A 22,346-nucleotide genomic window follows, 5' to 3' on the forward strand; every position below is an offset into this window, starting at 1 on the left:
GAGACGCCAAAGGAGAGCACCATGGGTCTACTCGACGTCCTCAACGGCATGCAGAACGGCCCGCGCGGCCAGAGCACACCGAGCTCCGAGAAATCCTCCGGCGGCATGTCGCCGATGACCATGGCGCTGCTCGGCCTGCTCGCCTGGAAGGCATTCAAGCATCTCACTGGCAACCAGTCCGGCTCAGCGCCTCAACCGTTGCCGACACCCGCGCCTCCGCCCGTGAACGTAGGTCAGGGCGGCGGTCTGAACGACATGCTCAAGGGCGGCCTCGGCGGCCTGCTCGCCGGCGGTGCGGCCGGCAGCATTCTGAGCGGCGGGCTTGGCGATCTCCTCAACCAGCTCCAGCAGAGCGGACACGGTGATGCCGCCAATTCCTGGGTCGGCAAGGGCGAGAACAAGCCGATCGCACCGGGCGATCTCGCCAGCGCGCTCGGCGCCGACCAGATCGAGAGCCTGTCCGCCCAGAGCGGCCTGTCGCGCGAAGAGCTGCTCTCCGGCCTCAGCCAATACCTGCCGCAGGTGGTCGACCACCTGACGCCGGATGGACGGCTACCGACCGAGAACGAAATCTCGGGCCGGATCTGACTGCAGTCTCAGCAAGGGGGAGCACATTCATGAGCATGGGCGGCCTGTTGTGGATCATCCTCGTCGGCTTCGTCGCCGGCCTCATCGCGCGCTGGCTGGCGCCGGGGCCGAACAATCCGAGCGGCTTCATCCTCACGACCATTCTCGGCATCGCCGGCGCCTTCCTGGCCACCTTCGTCGGCCAATCCATCGGCCATTACAGCCCGGACCAGGGGGCCGGCTTCATCACGGCGACGATCGGCGCGGTGGTGGTGCTGTTCATCTGGCACCGGCTGGTATCGAGCGGCGTGATCAAGGGGTAGCACTCGAAGCGCTAGCTAGAGACGGCAAACCGCCTCCACATCGTCATGCCCGGGCTTGTCCCGGGCATCCACGTTCTTCGGTCCGCGCGGCAAGGCGTGGATGGCCGGGTCAAGCCCGGCCATGACGGAGGATAGAGCGCGGCACCGATCACGTCACCAAATGCATCCCCGCATCCATGCGCACGACCTCGCCGGTCATGTTGCTGGAGGCCGGCGTCGCCAGGAAGCAGACGAGCTGGGCGATGTCCTCCGCGGATGATGCGACCTTCAGCGGCACTTTCGCCACGACGCTGTCGCGCACCTGCTTGGCCTGCGCCTCGCCGCGGCCCTTGGTGAACCAGGGCGTGTCGATATAGCCGGGGCAGACCGTGTTGACGCGGATCAGCGGCGCCAGCGCGCGCGACAGCGACAGCGTCATGGTGTTGAGTGCACCCTTGCTCGCGGCGTACGCAATCGACGAGCCGACGCCGCTGATGCCGGCGACCGAGGAGACGTTCACGACCGCAGATGGCCGCCCCGAAGCCTTGGCGGCGGCTTCGAGCAGGCTGCGCGCCGCGCGCACCATCTGGAACGGGCCGATGGTGTTGACGCCATAGACCCGCTGGAAATCTTCCGCCGACAGACCGTCGAGATCGGCGTGAGCCACATGCTTGGTGGTGCCGGCATTGTTGACCAGGATGTCGAGCCGGCCCCAGCCGCTCGCCGCCGCGACGATCTTGCGGCAATCCTCATCCTTGGAGACGTCGCCCTGCGCAACCAGCACCTCCGCAGCGCCGGCCTTGCGGCAGGTCTCGGCCGTCGCCTCGGCTTCCTTCTGGCTCGACGAATAGTTGATGACGAGCCGCGCCCCACTGCGGGCGAGAATCTCCGCAGTCGCTGCACCCAGCCCGGATGCGGACCCCGTCACGATTGCGCACAAGCCGTCTTTTGCCATCCGGATTTCCTTCCCCTGTATCTGGTGTGGCGTCCTGTTTAGCGAGTTTGCCGCGCCCTGCAAATCGAGCAAACTCCGCTAAGCGGAATTAGCATTTCCTGAAGCCTGGCCCTATGCCGGCGCCGCAGATGGACCTGCGATCAACGCTTGTCAGGGCCATGGCTTTTTCCGATCATCGGGCGCAAGAAGAGACTGCGCACTGGCCGATCAGACCGGACGCGCCAATGGCAAGATACGGGGAACGCTGTGGCGGAGAGTGACAATATCGTCGTCGAGACCGCGGAGAAGATCTTCGCCGATCTCGCCGATCCGCAAACCATCAACAACGACAAGAAGAATTCCTGGCAGGCGCCGCTGTGGCAGGCGCTGAGCGAAGCCGGCCTGCCGCTGTCCTGGGTGCCGGACGATCTCGGCGGCTCGGGCGCGAGCCTCGCCGACGGCTTTGCGCTGCTGAACGCCGCCGGCCGTTTCGCAGTCGCGGTGCCGCTGGCCGAGACCATGCTGGCGGGATGGCTGCTGGCACAGGCGAAGATCGCTTCCCCCGAAGGCGAGATGACGATCGTGCCGGCGTCCCCGAAGGACCGTATCACCCTCGATGCCGACGGTGCGCTCTCCGGTCGCGCGCGCGGCGTGCCCTTTGCAAAAGCAGCGAAGCATTTTGCGGTCCTGGCACACGGCAAGGACGGTGCTTCCATTGCCCTGATCGACGCGGCCAAGGCGCGGATCGAGGCCGGGCTCAATGTCGGCTACGACCACAGCGATACCGTCATGCTCGACAAGGTCCAGCCCGTCGCCATCAAGCCCGCGCCGAAGGGCTTTGAGCAGACCCATCTTATGCTGATGGGCGGCGTCGCGCGTAGCCTCCAGATCGCCGGCGCCCTCGAATCCATGCTCGACATTTCCGTGCGCTATTCCAACGAGCGCGTCGCCTTCGAGAAGAAGATCTCGAAATTCCAGGCGGTGCAGCACAATCTCGCCCGCCTCGCCGGCGAATCCGCCGCGGCGCTTGCGGCGGCGACGTCCGCCGCCGACGCCATCGCCAATGCAAGATCGTTCAACGACGAGATCTATCTCGAAGCCGCCTCGGCAAAGATCCGCTGCGCGGAAGCTGCCGAGAAGGGCGGCGGCATCGCGCATCAAGTCCATGGCGCGATCGGCTTCACCATGGAGCACATCCTGCACCGCTATTCGCTGCGCGCGCTGGCCTGGCGCGACGATTTCGGCTCGGAAAGCTACTGGGCCGTCGAACTCGGCAAGCTCGTGGCAAATCGCGGCGCCGACGAATTGTGGCCGCTCGTGGCATCGCGCTGATCAGGGGACGAGACACAATGACCGCTGCCCTCCGTTTCGATCCGATCCGCCTGCCGGAGAAATGCGAGCAATTGCGCAAGGAAGTGCGCGCCTTCCTCGCCGAGGAAATCGCCGCCGGCACTTTCGATCCGCACAAGCCCAATCGCGAGGACACCGACGCGCCGGAATTTTCCCGCCGGGTCGGCGCCAAAGGCTGGCTCGGCATGACCTGGCCGAAAAAGTATGGCGGCCAGGAACGCTCCTTCCTCGAGCGCTACGTAGTGACTGAGGAGATGCGCGTCGCCAATGCGCCGACGCGGCGCTTCTTTGTCGCCGACCGCCAGAGCGGGCCGGTGCTTTTGAAATACGCGCCCGAGCATATCAAGATGGAGATCCTGCCGCGGATCTGCCGCGGCGAGATCTGCTTTGCGATCGGCATGAGCGAGCCGAACTCGGGCTCCGACCTGTTCGCGGCGAAGACGCGCGCGACCAAGACCGAGGGCGGCTATCTCATCAACGGCACCAAGATCTGGACCTCGTCGGCGCATATCGCCGACTACATGATCGCGATCTTCCGGACCTCGCCGCCGACCAAGGAGAACCGCCGCCACGGCCTGACGCAGTTCCTGGTCAAGATGAAGCAACCGGGCATCAAGGTGAACCCGATCGGCCAGATCACCGGCCAGTACGAGTTCAACGAGGTGGTCTTCACCGATCACTTCATTCCCGATGACCATGTGCTCGGCGAAGTCGACGGCGCCTGGAAGCAGGCGACGAGCGAGCTCGCCTATGAGCGCTCGGGCCCCGAACGCTTCCTCGAAACCTATTACGTGCTGACCGAGCTGGTCCGCGCGGTCGGCTCCAATCCCGACACGCGCAGCGCCGAGGGCATCGGCCGCCTGGTCGCGCAGCTCCACACCATGCGGCGGATGTCGGTCTCGGTGGCCGGCATGCTCGAAGCCGGCAAGGAGCCGGTGGTCGAGGCGTCCATCGTCAAGGACATTGGCACGGTCTGGGAGCAGCAGCTGCCGCATCGCGTGCGCGATCTCGCCGCCTTCGTCGAGGAGACCGCGAGCAACCGCGAGACCTTGGAGCGGCAGCTCGACTTCGCGATCAAGACCGCGCCGAAACTCACCATCCAGGGCGGCACCACCGAGGTGCTGCGCGGCATCATCGCCCGCGGCTTGGGTCTGCGCTAATTCAATCGAGGATCATCATGAGCACCTATCAAGATATCGGCGTCGAGAAGGTCGGGCATGTCGGCACCATCGAGATCCGCCGTCCGCCGCTCAACTTCTTCGATATCTCGCTGATCAACCAGATCGCGGACGCGCTCGACGAGTTCGACCGCGACATCGAGATCCGTGCCTCCGTGCTCTCCGCGCAGGGCAAGGCGTTCTGCGCCGGCGCCAATTTCGGCGATCCGGCGCGGCAGGCCCAGGAGGCGCGCGAGGCCGAGAAAAAGGGCGATCCCGCCGACAGTCTCGGCCCGATCAACCATCTCTACATCCAGGCCGTGCGCATCTTCCGCGCCAAGAAGCCGATCGTTGCCGCCGTGCAGGGCGCGGCCATCGGTGGCGGTCTCGGGCTTGCAGTGTCGGCCGACTTCCGCGTCACCTGTCCTGAAGCGCGCTTCTCCGCAAACTTCACAAAACTCGGCTTCCATCCCGGCTTCGGCCTGACCGTGACGCTGCCGGAGCTGATTGGCAAGAACAACGCCGAGCTGATGTTCTACACCAGCCGCCGCGTCACCGGCGAGGAAGCCTACAAATGGGGCCTCGCCAACGAGTTGGTGCCGCAGGACCAGGTCAAGGCGGCCGCGATGAAGCTCGCCGGCGAGATCGCCGAATGCTCCCCGCTCGGCCTTCTCTCCACCCGCGCCACGATGCGCAATGGCCTTGCCGACCGCGTGATGGCCGCGACCAATCACGAACTCGCCGAGCAGACGCGGCTGCGCGCGACGGAAGATTTCAAGGAAGGCGTGAAGGCCACGGAAGAGCGGCGGGTCGCGAATTTCAAAGGGCGGTAGTTCCGCGGCGATGAGCGCCTCTTCTTCCTTTTCCCCTTGTGGGAGAAGGTGGCGTGAAGCGCCGGATGAGGGGTTGTTTCAGCGCATTCAACCGCAAGAGATTCACTGGCGGAGAGACCCCCTCACCCGGCTTCGCTGGCGCGAAGCCACCCTCTCCCACAAGGGGAGGGGAGAGGGTTTGAACGCGATCAACTCACGCGGAACGTCACTCCGCCCAGCAGAAACTCGTTGCCCGCAACCGCGAGCCCTTTTGCCTTGGCGGTATGCAGCACCTGCGCCGCGTCGGTCACCCGAAACTCCAGCGCACTCATGATCTCGCTGGCGCCCTTCACGAAGCGAAAGGTCGCATTGGGCAGCTTCAATTCGGCATCGCCACTCGGCGCAATTCCGATGATCCTGCCCCAGTGCTCGGCCAGCCCCGCGGGATCCGGGCTCTGCATCTCCACCGCCGTCAGTGCCTCGGTCACATCCTTGCGGATGAATTTCTGCCAGTCCGGTCCGGCCGGAGGATACGGCCCGAGGATGTCGTCGCTGCCTTCGGTGTGATTGAACTCGATGAAGGCTGCGCGGCAGTCGCGGGGGTGGAGCTGCACGCCGTGATACGGCGCGTGGTCGATGACATTGGCGGTGCGCACGCCGAGCGCATTGGCGTTGCGGCCGCGCTCGTCCGGATCGTCGCAGCAGAAGATCGCCATGTAGCCGCCGCGGCCGCCGGTCTTCTCGATGAAGCGGCCGGCCGTGGTGCCGTCCTTGAACGGCGCGACCACCTCCAGCAGGATCGTGTCGACCGGGAGCAGCGCGTTCTCCAGACCGTACTTTGCGACATTGCCGTCGCGGTAGCAGACGGCGAGACCCATGATCCGACCGATATCCGTGATGACGGGCTCGAGCTGCGGGGCAACCAGGCAGATCTGACGCAGCCGGATATAGGGCGCCATGGTCATGCGCCCCTAAAGCTCGGCTTGCGCTTGTCGACGAAGGCCTTGGCCGCCTCCTTGTGATCCTCGGTGTCGCCGCAACGGGTGTGATGGATCGCCTCGCCGTCGAAGCAATCCTCCAGCGCCAGGTGCTCGGCGTTGTTGATGTTGCGCTTGATGAAGCCGAGCGCGATCGACGGCCCCTGAGCCAGCGACAGCGCGAGCTCGTGCGCGGCAGCGTCGATCTCGGCATCGGGCACGACCTTCGTTACCATGCCGATCGCATGGGCCTCCTTCGCGGTGAGCACCGGCGACATCAGATAGAGCTCGCGCGCCCGCGCGCTGCCGAGCAGCTGGGTGAGGAAATAGGTGCCGCCGTAGTCACCGGAGAAGCCGACCTTGGCAAAAGCGGTGGTGATCTTGCAGGATTCGGAGGCGATCCGCAGGTCGCAGGACAGCGCCATCGACAGGCCGGCGCCGGCCGCCGCGCCGTCGAGCTGCGCCACCACGGGCTTTGGCATCTGATGCAGGATGCGCGAAACCTCCATGCCGCGACGCAAGTTTGCGAGCTTCTGCTCGAACGGCAGCGGCGCGCGCCCCTGCGCCATCGACTTGACGTCGCCGCCGACGCAGAACGAGCCGCCGGCGCCCTTGAACAGCACCGCCCGCACCTCGGGATCATCGGCCGCGCGCCGCGCCGCCTCGACCAGCCCGGCGACCATCTCGGGATTGAGCGCGTTCTTCCGCTCCGGCCGGTTCATCGTGATGGTGAGCAGCCCGCCTTCGAGCTTTTGCAGGACCATGTCGTTGCTCATTGGGTGCTTGCCTCTTGTTCAATGCTTCGATTTTGCTCCGTCATTCCGGGGCGCGCCTCTTGGCGCGAGCCCGGAATCCATACTCACGATGGTGGTTATGGATCCCGGGCTCGCGACTTCGTCGCGCCCCGGGATGACAACCGGTTATTTGGCTCGCTGGTCACGCCGTCACTTCTTCACCAGCGGGCAGCGCGACTGCTCCAGCGGCTGGAACGCCTCGTTGCCCGGGACGGTGGCGAGCAGCTTGTAATCGTCCCAGCGCCCCTTGGACTCCGACGGCTTCTTCACCTCGAACAGGTACATGTCGTGGATCATGCGGCCGTCCTCGCGGATCTTGCCATTCTTGGCGAAGAAGTCGTTGATCGGCGTCTCCTTCATCAGCTTGATCACCGCCGCGGCGTCGGTCGTGCCGGCGGCCTTCACGGCTTTCAGGTAATGCGTGATGGAGGAATAGACTCCGGCCTGGGCCGAGGTCGGCACCCGCTTGGTGCGCTCCATGAAGCGCTTCGAGAACGCACGCGTGTCGTCGTTGAGGTCCCAGTAGAACGCTTCCGCGAGCAGCAGCCCCTGCGCGGTCTCGAGCCCGATCGAGTCGATATCGGTGACGAAGGCGAGCAGCGGCGAGACCTTCTGGCCGCCCTTGGTGATGCCGAACTCCGCCGCCTGCTTGATGGCGTTGATGGTGTCGCCGCCGGCATTCGCGAGCCCGATCACCTTGGCCTTGGAAGCCTGGGCCTGGAGCAGGAAGGACGAGAAATCCGACGTGTTGAGCGGATGGCGGACGCTGCCGAGCACCTTGCCGCCGGTCTTGGTCACGACGGCGCTGGTGTCCTTCTCCAGATCCTGGCCGAAGGCGTAATCGGCGGTGAGGAAGAACCAGCTGTCGAGGCCCGACTTCACGGTTGCGAGGCCGGTCACGTTGGCCTGACCGTAAGTATCGAACACGTAGTGGATGGTGTAGGGGCCGCAGGCTTCGTTGGAGAGACGGATCGAGCCCGGCCCGTTGAACATGATGATCTTGTTGCGCGCTTTTGCGATCTCGCCGGCGGCGAGTGCGGTCGCGGAGGCCGCGACGTCGTAGATCATCTCGACGCCCTGGTTGTCGAGCATGTCGCGGGCAATGTTGGCGGAGAGATCGGCCTTGTTCTGATGATCGGCTGCCAGCACCTGGATCTTGCGCCCCAGCACCTCGCCGCCGAAATCCTCGACCGCCATCTTCGCCGCAGTCTCGCTGCCGGAGCCGGTGATATCTGCATAAAGGCTCGACATGTCGAGGATGCCGCCGATCTTCAGCGGCGGCTTGTCCTGAGCCTGTGCGGCGCTCGCATTGAGGGCAAACGCGGCGGCAAAAATGCCGGACAAAATAGTCTTCATCGAAAACGACCTCCCTTATCGCGCCGTGCTCTGATGGCGGCTTGGTTATTGCTCTTGGGTTATTGCTGTTCGCTGTTGCCGCAATCATGCCGCATGCGCAAGAGCGCAGCAAGCGCAGGTGCGATGCAAGCGTACGATTGCCGCGCGCGTTTTCCGCAAAACGGAATGGTAAGTAGACGCACGATGCATCTCCGCTGTCATTGCGAGCGCAGCGAAGCAATCCAGCATCTTTCCGCAGACGCAGTCTGGATTGCTTCGCTGCGCTCGCAATGACGGAGTACGACGAAACCTCTTCGTGCCCCACTACGCATGAGGTATGGTTACCGCGCAATGCAACCTCTCCGGATCACGTGACGCAACAGCTTCGCTTCATCCTCGCATGTCTTCTCGTCGCAAGTAGCTCGGCATTCGCGGGCCCCTGCCAGTTCGAGTCCCAAGGCGAAGGCCGCGTCGCTGCCATCGTCGATGCGCGCAGCGTGCGGCTCGATGACGGGCGCGAGATCCGCCTCAGCGGCATCGCGCCGACCGCGACCACGAAGCAGGCGCTGACCTCGCTGCTCGCCGGTCACGACGTGATGCTGCGGAGCGCTGACGACACGCCTGATCGCTACGGCCGCCAGAGCGCGCTTGTCTTCATCGGCGAAAGCGACATCTCGGTGCAGGCCATGCTGCTCGCTCGGGGCGATGCCATCGCCTCCGCCGAGATCCTGGACAAGGACTGCGCGGCCGCCCTGATGGCGTCCGAAGCAGCGGCGCGGCGCCAAAAAATGGGCAGCTGGGCTGACCCGTCGGCCATAAAAAACGCGGAAAGTCCGGACGATATTTTGGCGGAGATCGGGCGCTTTACGGTGGTCGAGGGCAAAGTCCTGTCGGTCCGGCAAGCTGGGGCAACGACCTACCTCAACTTCGGACGAAACTGGACACGCGGCTTTGCCGTGACTATTTCAAAGCGCACGCTAGCGGCGTTCGAAAGCGCTGGTATGGCCCTTAAGTCCCTGGAGAATCGGCGTATTCGCGTTCGGGGCTGGGTTGAGGGGAATACGGGGCCACGCATCGATGTACGCCTCGTGGGGCAGATCGAGTTGCTGGGCACAAACGAGCCGACAGGGGTAAGGCCTTAAGACAGGCCGGGCACGGGTTAAACGACGTGAATGGGGTGCTAGAACGGCACGGACTGGGCGATTGCCGCCGCCTGCGGGCTGCGCCGGCCGCGCTTTGCCTTGCGCTGGGCGGACTTCTCGCTGGCTGCGGCGATATGGGCCGGTTCCAGACTGCGGCGACCCCGGCAGCCGTCGCGATGCCGAAGCCGAAGCCCGCCGTCGCCCAAACCCCGGCCACCGAGAAGGAGCACGAGCGCATCCTGGCGAGCTATGGCGGGACCTATGACGATCCCAAGCTCGAGGCGCTCGTCAGCAAGACCGTCGACCGGCTGGTCGCGGCCTCCGAGCGGCCCGACCAGGGATACAAGGTCACCATCCTCAATTCCGGGGCGGTGAACGCCTTCGCGCTGCCCAACGGCCAGCTCTATGTCACGCGCGGCCTGCTGGCGCTCGCCAGCGACACCTCCGAATTGTCCTCCGTGCTCAGCCACGAGATGGCGCATGTGCTGTCCAAGCACGCGGCAATGCGCGAGGATCAGGCCCGCCAGGCCGCGATCGTCACCCGCGTCGTCACCGACATGAGCAACGATCCCGACCTCACCGCGCTGGCGCTAGCCAAGACCAAGCTCACCATGGCGAGCTTCTCGCGCAAGCAGGAGTTCGAGGCCGACGGCATCGGCGTCGGCATCTCCGCCAAGGCGCATTTCGACCCGTACGGCGCGGCGCGCTTCCTGTCCGCGATGGAGCGAAATGCCGAGCTGAAGGCCGGCAAGAGCTCGCTCGATCCGCGCGCGCAGGACTTCACCTCGTCGCATCCGGCAACTCCGGAACGCGTCCAGAACGCGCAGAACATTGCCCGCCAATACACCGCGCCTGAAGGCGCCGAGCGCGATCGCGAAAGCTATCTCGCCGCGATCGACAACCTCGTCTATGGCGAGGACCCGAGCGAAGGTTTTGTCCGCGGCCGGCGCTTCCTGCATCCGAAGCTCGGCTTCACCTTCCAGGCGCCGGACAATTTCACGCTCGACAACACCGCGCAGGCCGTGATCGGCGTCCGCGAGGGCGGCGCGCAGGCGATGCGCTTCGACGTCGTGCGCGTGCCGGCCGAACAGTCGCTCGGCGACTACCTCAATTCCGGCTGGATGGAAGGCGTCGAGAAGGCTTCGACCGAGGATCTCACCGTCAACGGTTTTCCAGCGGCGTCCGCCACCGCCAAGGGCGACCAGTGGCAGTTCAAGGTCTATGCGCTGCGCTTCGGCAGCGACGTCTATCGCTTCATCTTCGCGGCACGGCAGAAATCGACCGAGAGCGAGCGGAATGCGCGCGAGACGGTCAACTCGTTCCGCCGGCTGACGCTGGAGGAAATCCAGGCCGCGCGCCCGCTGCGCATCAAGGTCATCACCGTGCAGCCCGGCGATACCGTGGAGTCGCTCTCCCACCGCATGGCCGGCGTCGACCATCCCGCCGAGCGCTTCCGCGTCCTGAACGGCCTCGATCGCACCGCGCAGGTGAAGGTGCGCGACCGCGTCAAGATCGTGGCGGACTAAAGCGCGATGCGATTGGGATCGTCATCGCGCTTTAGGTTATTCCTTTGAGCATGATCTTTTCGGAAAACCGCTACACACTTTTCCGGATCATGCTCCGACGCCGCGCTAAGCGGATGTCATCTCAGAGAGACGCGGCTTCCCCCGCACCATGATCAGCGCCGCCGCCATCACCTCCAGCGCGATGCAGAGGTAAAAGGGCAGCGTATAGCCGCCGGAGAGATCGCGCAGGAAACCGACCACGCCGGGACCGAACGCGTAGGTCACCTGGTTGATCGCCGTGTTGAGGCTGATCAGCACGCCGAAGGCGGCGGAGTCGAACTCCTGCTGCACGATGAGCGAGGGCAGCGTGATGAGGTTGCCGACCGAAAAGCCGAAGACGGCGCAGGCCGCGATCAGCACGTAATCGTTGTGCAAGTTGACGACGACGAGAAGCGCGGCGGCCTGGCTGAGGAACGACAGCGCGGACGCGAGGCGTTGATTGATGCGGTCGATCACCAGCGAGAACAGCACGCGGCCGACCACCGCCATTGCGGTCAGCACCGCGACGGCCAATGCGGCGCGCTCGCGTCCAATCACGGGATCGAGAAACGAGATCAGATGCACGATGAAGCCGACCTGGGCGAACAGTACCAGGGCGAAGGCGATCGTCACCGTGAGGAAACCAACGTCGCGCAGCGCCCAGGCGCGGATCTCCGTCGATGATTGCGGCTTCGTTTTCGCGCTCGCGTGGAAGCCCTGGCGATCGGGTGGGCTGCCGACGAGAAGGAGGATGACTGGCAGGAGCAGCACGAGCATGGCGCCGGCGGCGGCGTACATCGCGCTGGCAAAGCCGACATGGCCGATCAGCATCACCAGCAGCGGCACGCCGACGATGCCGCCGAAGCTGGCGCCGTTGAGCGCGAGGCTGATCGCCATGCCGCGCTTCCGGTCGAACCACAGGCTGATCGTGTTGGTGATCATGGCGAGACTGGTGCCGGCCCAGCCGAAGGCGAGCACGGCATCGGCGAGATAGAGCTGCCAGGGCTCGCGCACCGCGCCGATCGCGACCGCAGCCGCCGCCATCGCCAGCGTCCCGGCGATCAGGCTGAGCCGCGGGCCGTATTTCCGCACGGCCTCGCCGACGAAGACGACCAACAGCGCGCCGAATAGGTAGAAGAACGTGGTGCCGGAGGAGATCAGCGAGGCCGGCCAGCCCCGCGCGCGCTGCAGCTCGGCGACATAGACGCTCTGGCCGTAGAAGCCAAGCCCCCAGCCGAAGGTGGCGAGCACGAAGCAGACCGCGACGATGCGCCAGCCTTCATAGCGGAGCGAGGATTCGTCGATTGGCACAGCGTGGCGGGGACTGTCGAGCATTTGCGCTTCTCCTTCGCATCCCCGCAAGCGCCCGGCTCTGCGCTCGCCTCTTCATGACGAGCATCATGTAACAACGCGGCTCTCGAAAATCACTTCGACCTGCATCGAAGTATCAACGCTGCTGACAGCCTCTTGCCAAACTAGACCGCGTCGGGGAATTCGCCCATGGCCGCCTCCAGCCGCGCCTTGCGGCGCTTCGCCCAGGAGACCAGCGAGAGCACCGCAAGACCCAGCACCACCGGCGGGAACACCACGAGGTTCACCGCGGACCAGCCGTAATTGGCGAGCAGCTGGCCCGACGAGAACGAGCCGATCGCCATCATGCCGAACACCAGGAAATCGTTGAAGGCCTGCACCTTGTTGCGCTCCTGCGGGCGATGCGTCTCCAGCACCAGCGCGGAGGCGCCGATGAAGGAGAAATTCCAGCCTACGCCGAGTACGATCAGCGTCGCCCAGAAATGCATCGCCGTGAGGCCGGAGAGACCGATGATGGCGGCACCCGCCTCCAGCAGCAGGCCGGCGGCGACGATCTTCGGAGCGCCGAAGCGCGCGATCAGCGTGCCCGTGAAGAAGCTCGGCCCGTACATCGCAACGATGTGCCATTGCAGGCCGAAATTGGAATCGGACACGGACAGGCCGCACAGCTTCATCGCAAGCGGCGCCGAGGTCATGACCAGGTTCATCATGGGATAGGAGATGACGCCGCACAGCGCCGCCGCGATGAAGCGCGGCTGAGACACGATCGTGAGCAGCGGCCGGCCGCCGTGCAGATCGGCCGGCGCGGGCTTCGGCATATCGACGCCGGCGACGATGCCCATCGCGATCAGCGCGACGGCGGCCTGCACCAGGAAGCTGAAGGCGAACAGATAAGGCTGCCAGACATCCATGGTCCATTGCACGAGCTGCGGACCGAGCACGCCGGCGAACACGCCGCCCGCCATCACCCAGGACACGGCCTTCGGCCGGTAGGCCGCACTGGCGCCGTCGGCGGCTGCGAAGCGATAGGATTGCGCCACCGCGCCGTAGAGACCGCCGAGGAAAGTCGCCAGACAAAACAGCGCGAACGAGCCGCGCAGGATCGCGAACGAGCCGAGCAGACCGGTGAGCGTACCGAGACCCGTGCCGATGACGAAGGCGGCGCGGCGGCCGAAGCGGCGCGAGATCGCACCGGTCGGCAGTGTGCCGGCGGCGAGCCCGACCACATACATCGAGATCGGCACAGTCGCGAACGACATGTCCGGCGCGAGCGTGGCGCCGACGATCGCACCGGTGGCGAAGATCACGGCCGAGTTGGCGCCGGTCAGCGCCTGCGCGGCGGCGAGGCGCACCACGTTGGCGCGCACGCGGGCGTCGTCGGCGATCTCATTGGCGGCAGTCACGTCCAGCATCGGCATTTCCGCCCAAAGGGCTCTGTTGATTCGCGGCACTATGGAGGGGTGAGAGAGGGCCGGCAACCGGCGCAAACGGGCGCGGGCCATGCCCCTGACGCAATCGCTGGAATGATAACGCTGCGCACCCTTGACGGCTTGCGCTCGATCAAATCCTATCCGCCGCCATCTTCCCGGGAGTTACCTTCATGTCCGTCGACGACAGGCCCACGCTTCAAGCGCCCGACGACGATCCCTGGCTGTGGCTGGAGGAGATCGAGGGCCGGCAAGCGCTCGATTTTGTCGAGCGGCAGAACAGCCTGACGCTCGCCGCGTTCGGCGGCAAGGCCTTCGAGCACGATCGCGACATCCTCGCGGCGATCTATGACCGACCGGACAACATTCCCTATGTCAGCCGGCGCGGCAACGACCTGCACAATCTCTGGAAAGATGCCGCCAACCCGCGCGGCCTGTGGCGACGGACTTCGCTTGCGGAATTTCGTAAAGCCGATCCGGCATGGGAGACCATGCTGGACATCGACCAGCTCGCGAGAAGCGAAGACGAGGACTGGTTGCTTAGCGGTATCGCCACGATGCCGGGAAGCTCGCGGGCGATCCTGAGCCTGTCGCGCGGCGGCAGCGACGCCGTCACCTTGCGGGAATTCGACCTCGCCACGAAAAGTTTCGTGGCGAACGGCTTTGCGCTGCCGGAAGCGAAAGGCGGCGTCGACTGGCTCGATGCCGACACGCTGCTGCTGTCAAGCGCGCATGGCGAGGACATGGCGACGAGCTCGGGCTATGCGCGCACCGTCCGCCTGTGGCGGCGCGGCCAGCCGGTCGATCAGGCGCAGATGGTCCTCGAGACCACCGCCGATCACATGGTGATCTATGGCATGGCCGACGACACCGGAGCGGCGCCCCGGGTCTGGATCGTCGACCAGATCGACTTCTTCAACCACACCGTCTGGCTGCGCGATGCGGCCGGCACGACGACGAAGCTCGATCTGCCGACCGGGATTTGGATGCAGGCGCATGGCGACTGGTTCGCGATGAAGCTACGCAAGGACTGGCAGGTCGATGGCCGGACCTATGCCACCGACACCGTGCTCGGCATCTCGCTCTCGGCCTTCCTCGCCGGCAGCCGCGATTTTGTCGTCCTGTTCGAGCCCGCACCGCGGCGCGCGCTGCAAGGGTTGTTCTGGGCGGCAGGAAAGCTGGTGCTGTCGATTCTCGACGAGCTCAAACCTCGCTTCGAGATCTGCACACCGTCCGCCACTAGCTGGAGCCGCGAGACACTTGGCGGCCTGCCGCAGATCGGCGTCGTCGATGTCTGGCCGCTCGACCGCCATGCATCGGAGAGCAATGGCGATCTGCTCGCCAATGTGCAGAATCCGCTGACGCCGCCGGCGCTGCTGCTGATCGAGCGCGGCATCGCAAGCCCGATCGTGCTGAAGCAGGCGCCGAAGACGTTCACCGCCGATGGCCTCGTTGTGATCCAGCACGAGGCGATCTCGGTTGACGGCGAGCGCATCCCCTATGTGCAGACCGGCCCCGCTGGCGAGACCGGCGATGCGCCGGTCTATCTGAGCGCCTATGGCGGCTTCGGCGTTTCAGTGAAGCCGTACTATAATTCCTCGCTCGGCAAGCTGTGGCTGGAGCGCGGCGGCACGATTGTGCAGGCGAATCTGCGCGGCGGCGGCGAGTTCGGCACGCGCTGGCACGATGCCGGACGGCTTGCCGGCAAGAAGCTCTCTCACGACGATTTCGCCGCCGTCGCCGCCGATCTCGTCCGCCGCGGTGTGACGAGCGCAAAACGCATCGCCGCGCAGGGCGGATCGAACGGCGGCATCCTCATCACCAACATGCTGGTACGCTACCCCGAGCGTTTCGGCGCATTGTTCTGTACCATCCCGCTGATCGACATGCGCCGCTACACCAAGCTGCTCGCCGGCGCGAGCTGGATCGCGGAATATGGCGATCCCGACAAGCCCGACGAATGGGAATGGCTGAAGACCTATTCCGCCTATCACAACGTCAGGGGCGGCCAGGCGTACCCGCCGATCCTGATCGCGACCACGCGGCGCGACGACCGCGTCCATCCCGGCCATGCCCGCAAGATGGCGGCAAAGCTGCAGGCCATGGGCTATGAGGCCTGGTTCTACGAGCCGCCGGCAGGCGGCCACGGCTACGGCAAGGACAACAAGGAGCGCGCCGGTTTCGAGGTGCTGGGCTATCGGTTCTTGAAGGAGAAGATCGGGTGGAGGGATGAAGGCTAGAGGCGGGTGCGCTGACGTCTCCACATCGTCATGGCCGGGCTTGACCCGGCCATCCACGCCTTGCCTTACCGCCCGAAGAACGTGGATGCCCGGGCCTTCGCCTCGCCGAAGCGGCTTCGGCCGCGCAGGCGGGACAAGCCAGGGCATGACGACCTCCTAGCCTCTTGCGAACACCAGCGTCAGATTGTTCGCGGGCATCTCGATCGTGTCGATGAGGCCGAGGCCTGCCGCCTTCGCCAGCTTCTCGACGTCGACGACGTCGCGCACGCCCCATTCGGGATTGCCCTCGCGCAAGGAGGTGTCGAACACCGCGTTGCTGAGCGCGGTATGCTTGCCGTCGCGCTTGAAGGGGCCGTAGAGGAACAGCTTGCCGTCACGGCGCAGATAACGGCCGGCGCCGGCGAACAGGCCTTCGGCCACGGCCCAGGGCGCGATGTGAATGACGTTGGCGCAGAATACGGCCGCGAGGCTGGTCGGCCCCTGCCCGCTTTTCATTTCCGGACACCAGTCGGGATCGGTGAGATCGATGCGCAGGGGTGGGCGGATGTTCGGCAGGCCGGCATGCACGCGCCAGGCTTCGATGCTCTTGAGGTGGCGCTGATTGAGATCGCTCGGCCACCAGATCAGGCCGGGCGTGTGGCGGGCGAAATGCACCACGTGCTGCCCGGTTCCACTGCCGAGTTCCACGACGTTGCCGGTCGCATCCGCGAGATGCTTTTCCAGCGCTGCCCAGATCGGTTCGTGATTGCGATGGAAGGCCGGCGCATCGAGCCGGCCATCCGGCTCGACCCGTCCGCCATCCCTGCCAAATTCGACCACATATTCAGCCAAGTGACGTCCCCAGAAAATGCGAACCGGAAAAGGCGGCCAAACGTCCGAGAATAATCTGCTAGTTCACGCCCATCCGAATGAACGAACTATCTCGTCAGTTGCAATGCGCAGGATATTAACTCCATTTCACCGCGTGCATAGTCTTGATTGTCAGACGATGGCCTTTGTGCTTTTGAACAATTCCGCAAACGAGATCATCGAGATAACGCCGGGACGATGCCTTGACCGCCTTTCCTCGCAAGCCCGCTCTGCTTGCTGCGCTGGCCCTCCTCGCCGGCGCGGCAATGGCCCCGGCGGAGGCGCAATCCACCGTGACGGAGGGCCAGAAGCTTGCCTTCGACCGCGGCAAGGGCAATTGCCTCACCTGCCACGTCATCAAAGGCGGCGACCTGCCGGGGACGATCGGACCGGAGCTGAAGGACATCAAGGCCAAATACCCCGATCGCAACGAGCTGGTTGCGATCATCTTCGACGAGACCAAGCGCAATCCGCAAACCATGATGCCGCCGTTCGGCCGGAACCGGATTTTGACCGAACAGGAGATCGACGCGATCGTTGATTTCCTGCAGACCCTGTAACCGCCGGCGGCCCACAGGAGACTTGAGATGACCACGACCCCCAAGCCTCATTGGAGGCCTCATCCGACGCGGCGCCTGATCCTTCAGGGCGCTGCCTCCGTGGCGCTGCTCGGCCTCGGCAATCTGCCGTTCGCGCCCGCGCGCGCCGCGGCGAACGACAAATATCCGGAAGAGGCCTTCAGGCAGAAGAGCGAGGCGGATGCGATCAAGGCGCTCTACGGCAAGGCCGCCGAGCCGTCGGACAAGGTCAAGCTGGATGCGCCGGAGATCGCCGAGAATGGCGGTGTCGTGCCGATCTCGGTGACGACGACGCTGGATAAGGTCACCTCGATCTCGTTCTTCGTGGCGGAGAACCCGAACGCGCTGGCGGCCAGCTACAGGATTCCCGGTGGCACGATCCCTGCCGTCGCCAACCGGCTGAAGATGGCCAGGACCACTAAATTGACCGCGATCGTAGAGGCCGACGGCAAGCTCTACAGCGCGACCAAGGAGGTCAAGGTCACCGTCGGCGGTTGCGGCGGCTAAGCGAGGCAGTTCGACATGGCATCCAGCATTCGCGTGCGCGCAACATCGACCGGCGACATCACCGAGGTGCAGACGCTGATCCAGCACCCCATGGACACCGGCCTCGTCAAGGACTCCAAGGGCGAGTTGATCCCGGCACATTTCATCCAGCAGCTGAAGTTCGAGTGTAAACGGCAAGGACGTGTTCGTCGCCGATTGGGGTACAGCGGTCTCTAAGGACCCCTACGTCAAGTTCAGCTTCAAGGGCGCCAAGAAGGGCGACGAGCTCAAGATCTCTTGGACCGACAACAAGGGCGGCTCGGATACGACCACCGCGAAGATCGCGTGATGAACGCCCGCATCCACCTCCTGCTTGGCTCGCTCAGCGCTGCGCTCGTCGCGTTCGCGCTCGCCGCGCCGCGCGTGATCGCTGCCGACAAGGTCGATCCCGTCGCCGACGCCAAGGCGTTCCAGAACTTCTTCTTCCAGAAGTTTCCGAACGTGAAGCACGAGGATTTCGTCAACGGTCCGTATTCCATGAACGAGGACATGAAGCGGCAGTGGCAGGAGAAGGAGGAATTCCCGCCTTACGAGTTCGCGCTCGAGGCCGGCAAGGAGATATTCTCGACCCCGTTCAAGAACGGCAAGACCTATGCCGACTGCTTTCCGAACGGCGGCATCGGCATCCGCCAGAACTATCCGTACTTCGACAGCGGCGAAGGCAAGGTCGTCACGCTGGAGCTTGCGCTCAACCGCTGCCGCGAGGCCAATGGCGAGGCGCCCTATTCCTACGTCAAGGACGAGATGGCCTCGCTCACCGCCTACATGGCCTACACCTCGCGCGGCAAGCTGATGGACATCAAGATCCCCGATGATCCCCGCGCGTTGGCGGCGTACGAGAACGGCAAGCGCTATTTCTACACGCGGCGCGGCCAGATGAATTTCTCCTGCGCGAGCTGCCACGTGCAGAGCCCGGGCGAGCGCATCCGCGCCGAGACCCTCGCCCCAGCGCTCGGCATCCTCAACGCGATGCCGATCTACCGCTCCGAATGGAGCGGCATGGGCACGACCAGCCGCCGCTTCGTCACCTGCAACAGCCAGACCCGCGCGGTTCCGCTGGAGCCGCAGTCGGATGAATATCGCGACGTCGAATATTTCCTGTCCTACGTCGCCAACGGCCTGCCGATCTCGGGACCGGGAGCACGGCCATGAAGCTGTCACTTGGCTTGGCCATGCTGCTCGCCTTGAGCCTTGCGCCATCCGCGCGCGCGGCGAGTGAGGCGGACTACAAGGCGGCCTATGCCGCCGCCGAAGCCGCCTCCAAGGAGGCGGCCGGCATGCGCAACCAGTGGACGGTGACCGTGTCTGCGCTGGCGGCGGCGAAAAGGGCTGCCGATGGCGGCGATTTCGGCCGTGCGGTGGCCGCAGCCAGGGAAGCCGAAGCGCTGGCGAAAGCGTCGATCTTCCAGGCTGTTTCCGAAAAAGAAGCCTGGAAGGCGATGGAAATCCGCTAGACTGCCCGCGGTGAACGCAGTCCCCACGAGAGGCGCGGAGAATTCTTGAATGGCGATCCGCCGCCGCGATTTCCTGAAAGGTGCAGGCGTTGCCGCCGCAACGATCGGCCTGCCGCGGCTCGCCTGCGGCGCTGACGCCGCCAGCATCTATGACCTCGAACGGTTCGGCAATGCGCGGATTCTGCACATCACCGACACGCATGCGCAGCTCAATCCGGTCTATTACCGCGAGCCCAGCGTCAATATCGGCATCGGCGAGATGGCGGGACGGCCGCCGCATCTGGTCGGCCGGGCCTTTCTCGAGCGCTTCGGCATCCGCTCCGACAGCGCCGATGCCTATGCCTTCACTTGCTTCGAGTTCGAGAAGTCCGCAGGCCGCTTCGGCAAGCTCGGTGGCTTTGCCCATCTGAAGACGCTGGTCGATCGCCTGCGCGCCGATGTCGGCGAGCGGCGTTCACTGCTTGTCGACGGCGGCGATCTCTGGCAGGGCACGGGGCTGGCCAACCTGATGCAGGGCCGCGACATGGTCGAGGTCGCCAATCTGCTCGGCATCGAGGCGATGACGGGGCATTGGGAATTCACCTATGGCGAGCAGGCGCTGCGCGACAATCTCGAACGCTTCAAGGGCGAGTTTCTGGCGCAGAACGTGTTCCTGACTGAGGAGGCCGCGTTCAACGACGCGCCCGCCTTCGACAAGGCCACTGGGCGCGTGTTCAAGCCTTCCGTCATCAAGGAGCTCGGCGGGCATCGCATCGCGATCGTCGGCCAGGCCTTTCCCTACACTCCGATCGCGCATCCCAGGAGGTTTACACCGGACTGGAGCTTTGGCATCCGCGAGGAGGAGCTGCAGAAGCATGTCGATGCCTTGCGCGGCACCGACAAGGTCGACGCCGTCGTGCTGCTGTCGCACAACGGCATGGACGTGGACCTCAAGCTCGCCAGCCGGGTCACCGGCATCGACGTCATTCTCGGCGGCCACACCCATGATGCCGTGCCGCAGCCTATGCCAGTGAAGAACGCAGGTGGCACGACGCTCGTCACCAATGCCGGCTCCAACGGAAAATTTCTGGGTGTGCTCGACCTCGCGCTCGACAGCGGCAAGGTCAGCGACGTCAGGTATCGGTTGCTGCCGGTCTATTCGGAGCTGCTGAAGCCCGATCCGGCGATGGCCGAGCTGATCGGCCGGGTCCGTGCGCCGCACGTGGCCGACTGGTCGGAAAAGATCGCAACGCCCGACCGGCTGCTTTATCGCCGCGGCAATTTCTCCGGCCCCATGGACGAATTGATCTGCACCGCGCTGCGCACCGAGCTCGATGCCGAAATCGCGCTGTCGCCGGGCTTCCGCTGGGGCATCACCGCGCTGTCCGGCCAGGCGATGACGATGGAGGATCTGCTGGCGGAAACCGCGATCACCTATCCCGAGACCTATGTGCAGGAGATGACGGGGGCCCAGATCAAGGACCTGCTCGAGGACGTCTGCGACAACCTCTTCAACGGCGATCCCTACTACCAGCAGGGCGGAGACATGGTCCGTGCCGGCGGGCTCAGCTACACCTGCACGCCGGACGCTGCGATCGGCAGCCGCATCTCGGAGCTGAAGCTCGGCAGCGGCAAGGCGCTCAGCGCCAGCCACCGCTACAAGGTCGCGGGCTGGGCCTCAGTCAACGGCCAGCAGGGCGCGCCGGTGTGGGACGTGGTCGGCAAATATCTGCGCTCGGGCCGGATGATGCCCGAACAGCTCGGCTCCGGCGTGACGCTGAAAGGGGTCGAGGGCAATCCAGGCATTGCAGGACTGGGATGATGTGTTTTGTCCGCGATCATGCTGGCCATAATAATAATCTTCTAAATTTTTCTGCTCATGCAGTGACTTACTTCTCTTTCCGACCCGTATTGTAGTAGAATCTTGGAAGTCAGTTCCAAGCCGGGTCCTGCCATGATCTTCCGACAGCTCTTCGACAGCGTTTCGGGCACGTACAGCTACGTCCTCGCCAGCCGCCCCGGCGGCGAGGCGCTGATTCTCGATCCTGTGCTGGAGAAGGTCGACCGCTACTGCCAATTGCTGCGCGAGCTCGACCTCAAGCTGGTCAAGGCGGTGGACACGCATCTGCATGCCGACCACGTCACCGGCCTCGGCGAGCTGCGCGACCGCACCCATTGCATGACCGTGATGGGCGACCAGACCAAGGCCGACGTCGTCGCCATGCGGGTGGCCGACGGCGACAAGGTGACGATCGAGGGCCTGTCGCTCGACGTGATGTACACGCCGGGCCACACCGACGATTCCTATTCTTATTTGATGGGCGACCGCGTCTTCACCGGTGACACGCTGCTGATCCGAGGCACCGGCCGCACCGATTTCCAGAACGGCTCGGCGCGCGCGCAATACGATTCGATCTTCAACCGCCTCTTGAAGCTGCCGGACGAGACGATGGTGTTTCCGGCCCACGACTACAAGGGCGACACCGTCTCCACCATCGGCGAGGAAAGACGCTACAATCCGCGGCTCCAGGTGCGCTCGGTCGAGGAATATGTCGAGCTGATGGCCAATTTGAAGCTGCCCAATCCGAAGATGATGGACGTGGCGATCCCCGCCAACATGCATGTCGGCCTGCATCAGGAAGAGCTGGAGAAGGAAGGCCGCGCGCTCAGCGCAATCGAGGCGATCCGCAGCCTCGGCCGGCCCGACATCCTGCTGGTGGACTTGCGCGAGACCAATGAGCGGATGAAGCACGGCATGCTCGAGGGCGCGCTGCACACGCCCTATCCCTCCGTCGAAGAGAGCCTGAAGCCCGGCGGCATGCTGCGCGAGGTCGTGGCCGCAACAGGTCGCCGCGTGGTGTTCTTCTGCGCCTTCGGCGAACGCTCGGCCATGGCCGTTGCGGCCGCAAAAGAGGCGGGGCTTCTCAACACCGCACATATCGCCGGCGGCATCGATGCCTGGAAGAAGGCGGGCGGGCCGGTGGTGCACTGACGGCCTCGTCGCCCCTTGAGATAAATCAGGCGCCGCACATATTTGGCAGGTACATT

The 22,346-nt window shown here is 64.9% G+C and carries 21 protein-coding genes and 1 pseudogene; 15 read left to right on the forward strand and 7 right to left on the reverse strand.

Annotated features, from left to right (window positions below; all coding sequences use genetic code 11):
- Positions 1-21: 21 nt before the first annotated feature.
- Both ABIA45_RS25590 and ABIA45_RS25595 read left to right on the forward strand, forming a co-directional pair.
- Positions 22-588, forward strand: a complete 567-nt coding sequence (locus ABIA45_RS25590; RefSeq protein WP_404654218.1) for a YidB family protein — start codon at positions 22-24, stop codon at positions 586-588.
- 29 nt (positions 589-617) lie between these two features.
- A complete protein-coding gene (locus ABIA45_RS25595; RefSeq protein WP_275498187.1) occupies positions 618-890 on the forward strand; it encodes a GlsB/YeaQ/YmgE family stress response membrane protein in 273 nt (90 codons plus the stop codon).
- Positions 891-1,038: 148 nt separating this feature from the next.
- Here ABIA45_RS25595 and ABIA45_RS25600 read toward each other — a convergent pair whose 3' ends face one another.
- Positions 1,039-1,824, reverse strand: a complete 786-nt coding sequence (locus ABIA45_RS25600; RefSeq protein ID WP_404654219.1) for an SDR family NAD(P)-dependent oxidoreductase — start codon at positions 1,822-1,824, stop codon at positions 1,039-1,041.
- Positions 1,825-2,070: 246 nt separating this feature from the next.
- Between ABIA45_RS25600 and ABIA45_RS25605 the strand changes: the two genes are divergently transcribed.
- The 3 genes from ABIA45_RS25605 to ABIA45_RS25615 are packed head-to-tail and all read left to right on the forward strand — an operon-like array spanning position 2,071 to position 5,143.
- A complete protein-coding gene (locus ABIA45_RS25605; RefSeq protein WP_275498186.1) occupies positions 2,071-3,135 on the forward strand; it encodes an acyl-CoA dehydrogenase family protein in 1,065 nt (354 codons plus the stop codon).
- A gap of 17 nt (positions 3,136-3,152) precedes the next feature.
- Positions 3,153-4,313 (forward strand): acyl-CoA dehydrogenase family protein, encoded by a 1,161-nt coding sequence (locus ABIA45_RS25610; RefSeq protein WP_404654220.1) that lies wholly within the window; start codon positions 3,153-3,155, stop codon positions 4,311-4,313.
- Between the two features lie 17 nt (positions 4,314-4,330).
- Positions 4,331-5,143 carry an enoyl-CoA hydratase/isomerase family protein gene (locus ABIA45_RS25615; RefSeq protein WP_404654222.1) on the forward strand — a complete coding sequence of 271 codons (813 nt, stop codon included), beginning with the start codon at positions 4,331-4,333 and terminating at the stop codon, positions 5,141-5,143.
- 188 nt (positions 5,144-5,331) lie between these two features.
- Here ABIA45_RS25615 and ABIA45_RS25620 read toward each other — a convergent pair whose 3' ends face one another.
- The 3 genes from ABIA45_RS25620 to ABIA45_RS25630 form a co-directional block, all read right to left on the reverse strand.
- Positions 5,332-6,081, reverse strand: coding sequence for a hypothetical protein (locus ABIA45_RS25620; RefSeq protein ID WP_404654223.1), 750 nt, complete (start codon positions 6,079-6,081; stop codon positions 5,332-5,334).
- A 2-nt stretch (positions 6,082-6,083) separates the two neighbouring features.
- Positions 6,084-6,875 carry an enoyl-CoA hydratase gene (locus ABIA45_RS25625; protein ID WP_404654224.1) on the reverse strand — a complete coding sequence of 264 codons (792 nt, stop codon included), beginning with the start codon at positions 6,873-6,875 and terminating at the stop codon, positions 6,084-6,086.
- A gap of 168 nt (positions 6,876-7,043) precedes the next feature.
- On the reverse strand, positions 7,044-8,249 hold the full coding sequence (locus ABIA45_RS25630) for an ABC transporter substrate-binding protein (protein ID WP_157285787.1): 1,206 nt from the start codon (positions 8,247-8,249) through the stop codon (positions 7,044-7,046).
- Positions 8,250-8,518: 269 nt separating this feature from the next.
- Here ABIA45_RS25630 and ABIA45_RS25635 point away from each other — a divergent pair, with 269 nt between their 5' ends.
- Positions 8,519-9,370, forward strand: coding sequence for a thermonuclease family protein (locus ABIA45_RS25635; RefSeq protein ID WP_404544488.1), 852 nt, complete (start codon positions 8,519-8,521; stop codon positions 9,368-9,370).
- Between the two features lie 134 nt (positions 9,371-9,504).
- On the forward strand, positions 9,505-10,896 hold the full coding sequence (locus tag ABIA45_RS25640) for a M48 family metalloprotease (RefSeq protein ID WP_074448070.1): 1,392 nt from the start codon (positions 9,505-9,507) through the stop codon (positions 10,894-10,896).
- A 105-nt stretch (positions 10,897-11,001) separates the two neighbouring features.
- On the opposite strand, the gene ABIA45_RS25645 is transcribed toward ABIA45_RS25640, so the two are convergent.
- Both ABIA45_RS25645 and ABIA45_RS25650 read right to left on the reverse strand, forming a co-directional pair.
- On the reverse strand, positions 11,002-12,249 hold the full coding sequence (locus ABIA45_RS25645; RefSeq protein WP_404654225.1) for an MFS transporter: 1,248 nt from the start codon (positions 12,247-12,249) through the stop codon (positions 11,002-11,004).
- Positions 12,250-12,389: 140 nt separating this feature from the next.
- Positions 12,390-13,637, reverse strand: coding sequence for an MFS transporter (locus ABIA45_RS25650; RefSeq protein WP_198399894.1), 1,248 nt, complete (start codon positions 13,635-13,637; stop codon positions 12,390-12,392).
- A 188-nt stretch (positions 13,638-13,825) separates the two neighbouring features.
- On the opposite strand from ABIA45_RS25650, the gene ABIA45_RS25655 reads away from it, so the two are divergent.
- The gene (locus tag ABIA45_RS25655) at positions 13,826-15,892 is read left to right on the forward strand and encodes a prolyl oligopeptidase family protein (protein WP_404654227.1); all 2,067 of its coding nucleotides are present in this window, start codon (positions 13,826-13,828) and stop codon (positions 15,890-15,892) included.
- A 156-nt stretch (positions 15,893-16,048) separates the two neighbouring features.
- Here the strand turns inward: ABIA45_RS25655 and ABIA45_RS25660 are convergent, their stop codons facing one another.
- Positions 16,049-16,723 (reverse strand): DUF938 domain-containing protein, encoded by a 675-nt coding sequence (locus tag ABIA45_RS25660; RefSeq protein ID WP_275507764.1) that lies wholly within the window; start codon positions 16,721-16,723, stop codon positions 16,049-16,051.
- A gap of 221 nt (positions 16,724-16,944) precedes the next feature.
- Between ABIA45_RS25660 and soxX the strand changes: the two genes are divergently transcribed.
- The 7 genes and pseudogenes from soxX to ABIA45_RS25695 all read left to right on the forward strand — a co-directional run bounded on the left by soxX (position 16,945) and on the right by ABIA45_RS25695 (position 22,290).
- Positions 16,945-17,301 (forward strand): sulfur oxidation c-type cytochrome SoxX, encoded by a 357-nt coding sequence (soxX, locus tag ABIA45_RS25665; protein WP_157285781.1) that lies wholly within the window; start codon positions 16,945-16,947, stop codon positions 17,299-17,301.
- A 27-nt stretch (positions 17,302-17,328) separates the two neighbouring features.
- Positions 17,329-17,826 (forward strand): thiosulfate oxidation carrier protein SoxY, encoded by a 498-nt coding sequence (soxY, locus tag ABIA45_RS25670; protein ID WP_157285780.1) that lies wholly within the window; start codon positions 17,329-17,331, stop codon positions 17,824-17,826.
- Positions 17,827-17,841: 15 nt separating this feature from the next.
- Positions 17,842-18,154, forward strand: a pseudogene (gene soxZ / locus ABIA45_RS25675) (thiosulfate oxidation carrier complex protein SoxZ).
- Positions 18,154-19,017 (forward strand): sulfur oxidation c-type cytochrome SoxA, encoded by an 864-nt coding sequence (gene soxA, locus ABIA45_RS25680; protein WP_404654229.1) that lies wholly within the window; start codon positions 18,154-18,156, stop codon positions 19,015-19,017. Before soxZ ends, soxA begins: the two are co-directional and overlap by 1 nt.
- On the forward strand, positions 19,014-19,319 hold the full coding sequence (locus ABIA45_RS25685) for a hypothetical protein (RefSeq protein ID WP_036042510.1): 306 nt from the start codon (positions 19,014-19,016) through the stop codon (positions 19,317-19,319). Before soxA ends, ABIA45_RS25685 begins: the two co-directional genes overlap by 4 nt.
- A 49-nt stretch (positions 19,320-19,368) precedes the next feature.
- Positions 19,369-21,120 (forward strand): thiosulfohydrolase SoxB, encoded by a 1,752-nt coding sequence (gene soxB / locus ABIA45_RS25690; RefSeq protein WP_404654231.1) that lies wholly within the window; start codon positions 19,369-19,371, stop codon positions 21,118-21,120.
- A gap of 132 nt (positions 21,121-21,252) precedes the next feature.
- Positions 21,253-22,290, forward strand: coding sequence for an MBL fold metallo-hydrolase (locus ABIA45_RS25695; protein ID WP_404654234.1), 1,038 nt, complete (start codon positions 21,253-21,255; stop codon positions 22,288-22,290).
- The last annotated feature ends 56 nt before the right edge of the window (positions 22,291-22,346 follow it).

This window comes from Bradyrhizobium sp. USDA 336, assembly GCF_044908355.1.
Lineage (GTDB): Bacteria > Pseudomonadota > Alphaproteobacteria > Rhizobiales > Xanthobacteraceae > Bradyrhizobium > Bradyrhizobium yuanmingense.

Bases quoted from the DNA above. Each gene is read 5' to 3' on its own strand.
- ABIA45_RS25590 (WP_404654218.1), top strand. From the start codon at position 22: ATGGGTCTACTCGACGTCCTCAACGGCATGCAGAACGGCCCGCGCGGC.
- ABIA45_RS25595 (WP_275498187.1), top strand. From the start codon at position 618: ATGAGCATGGGCGGCCTGTTGTGGATCATCCTCGTCGGCTTCGTCGCC.
- ABIA45_RS25600 (WP_404654219.1), bottom strand. From the start codon at position 1,824: ATGGCAAAAGACGGCTTGTGCGCAATCGTGACGGGGTCCGCATCCGGG.
- ABIA45_RS25610 (WP_404654220.1), top strand. From the start codon at position 3,153: ATGACCGCTGCCCTCCGTTTCGATCCGATCCGCCTGCCGGAGAAATGC.
- ABIA45_RS25615 (WP_404654222.1), top strand. From the start codon at position 4,331: ATGAGCACCTATCAAGATATCGGCGTCGAGAAGGTCGGGCATGTCGGC.
- ABIA45_RS25620 (WP_404654223.1), bottom strand. From the start codon at position 6,081: ATGGCGCCCTATATCCGGCTGCGTCAGATCTGCCTGGTTGCCCCGCAG.
- ABIA45_RS25625 (WP_404654224.1), bottom strand. From the start codon at position 6,875: ATGAGCAACGACATGGTCCTGCAAAAGCTCGAAGGCGGGCTGCTCACC.
- ABIA45_RS25630 (WP_157285787.1), bottom strand. From the start codon at position 8,249: ATGAAGACTATTTTGTCCGGCATTTTTGCCGCCGCGTTTGCCCTCAAT.
- ABIA45_RS25635 (WP_404544488.1), top strand. From the start codon at position 8,519: ATGACGGAGTACGACGAAACCTCTTCGTGCCCCACTACGCATGAGGTA.
- ABIA45_RS25640 (WP_074448070.1), top strand. From the start codon at position 9,505: ATGGGCCGGTTCCAGACTGCGGCGACCCCGGCAGCCGTCGCGATGCCG.
- ABIA45_RS25645 (WP_404654225.1), bottom strand. From the start codon at position 12,249: ATGCTCGACAGTCCCCGCCACGCTGTGCCAATCGACGAATCCTCGCTC.
- ABIA45_RS25650 (WP_198399894.1), bottom strand. From the start codon at position 13,637: ATGCTGGACGTGACTGCCGCCAATGAGATCGCCGACGACGCCCGCGTG.
- ABIA45_RS25655 (WP_404654227.1), top strand. From the start codon at position 13,826: ATGTCCGTCGACGACAGGCCCACGCTTCAAGCGCCCGACGACGATCCC.
- soxY (WP_157285780.1), top strand. From the start codon at position 17,329: ATGACCACGACCCCCAAGCCTCATTGGAGGCCTCATCCGACGCGGCGC.
- soxA (WP_404654229.1), top strand. From the start codon at position 18,154: ATGAACGCCCGCATCCACCTCCTGCTTGGCTCGCTCAGCGCTGCGCTC.
- ABIA45_RS25685 (WP_036042510.1), top strand. From the start codon at position 19,014: ATGAAGCTGTCACTTGGCTTGGCCATGCTGCTCGCCTTGAGCCTTGCG.
- soxB (WP_404654231.1), top strand. From the start codon at position 19,369: ATGGCGATCCGCCGCCGCGATTTCCTGAAAGGTGCAGGCGTTGCCGCC.
- ABIA45_RS25695 (WP_404654234.1), top strand. From the start codon at position 21,253: ATGATCTTCCGACAGCTCTTCGACAGCGTTTCGGGCACGTACAGCTAC.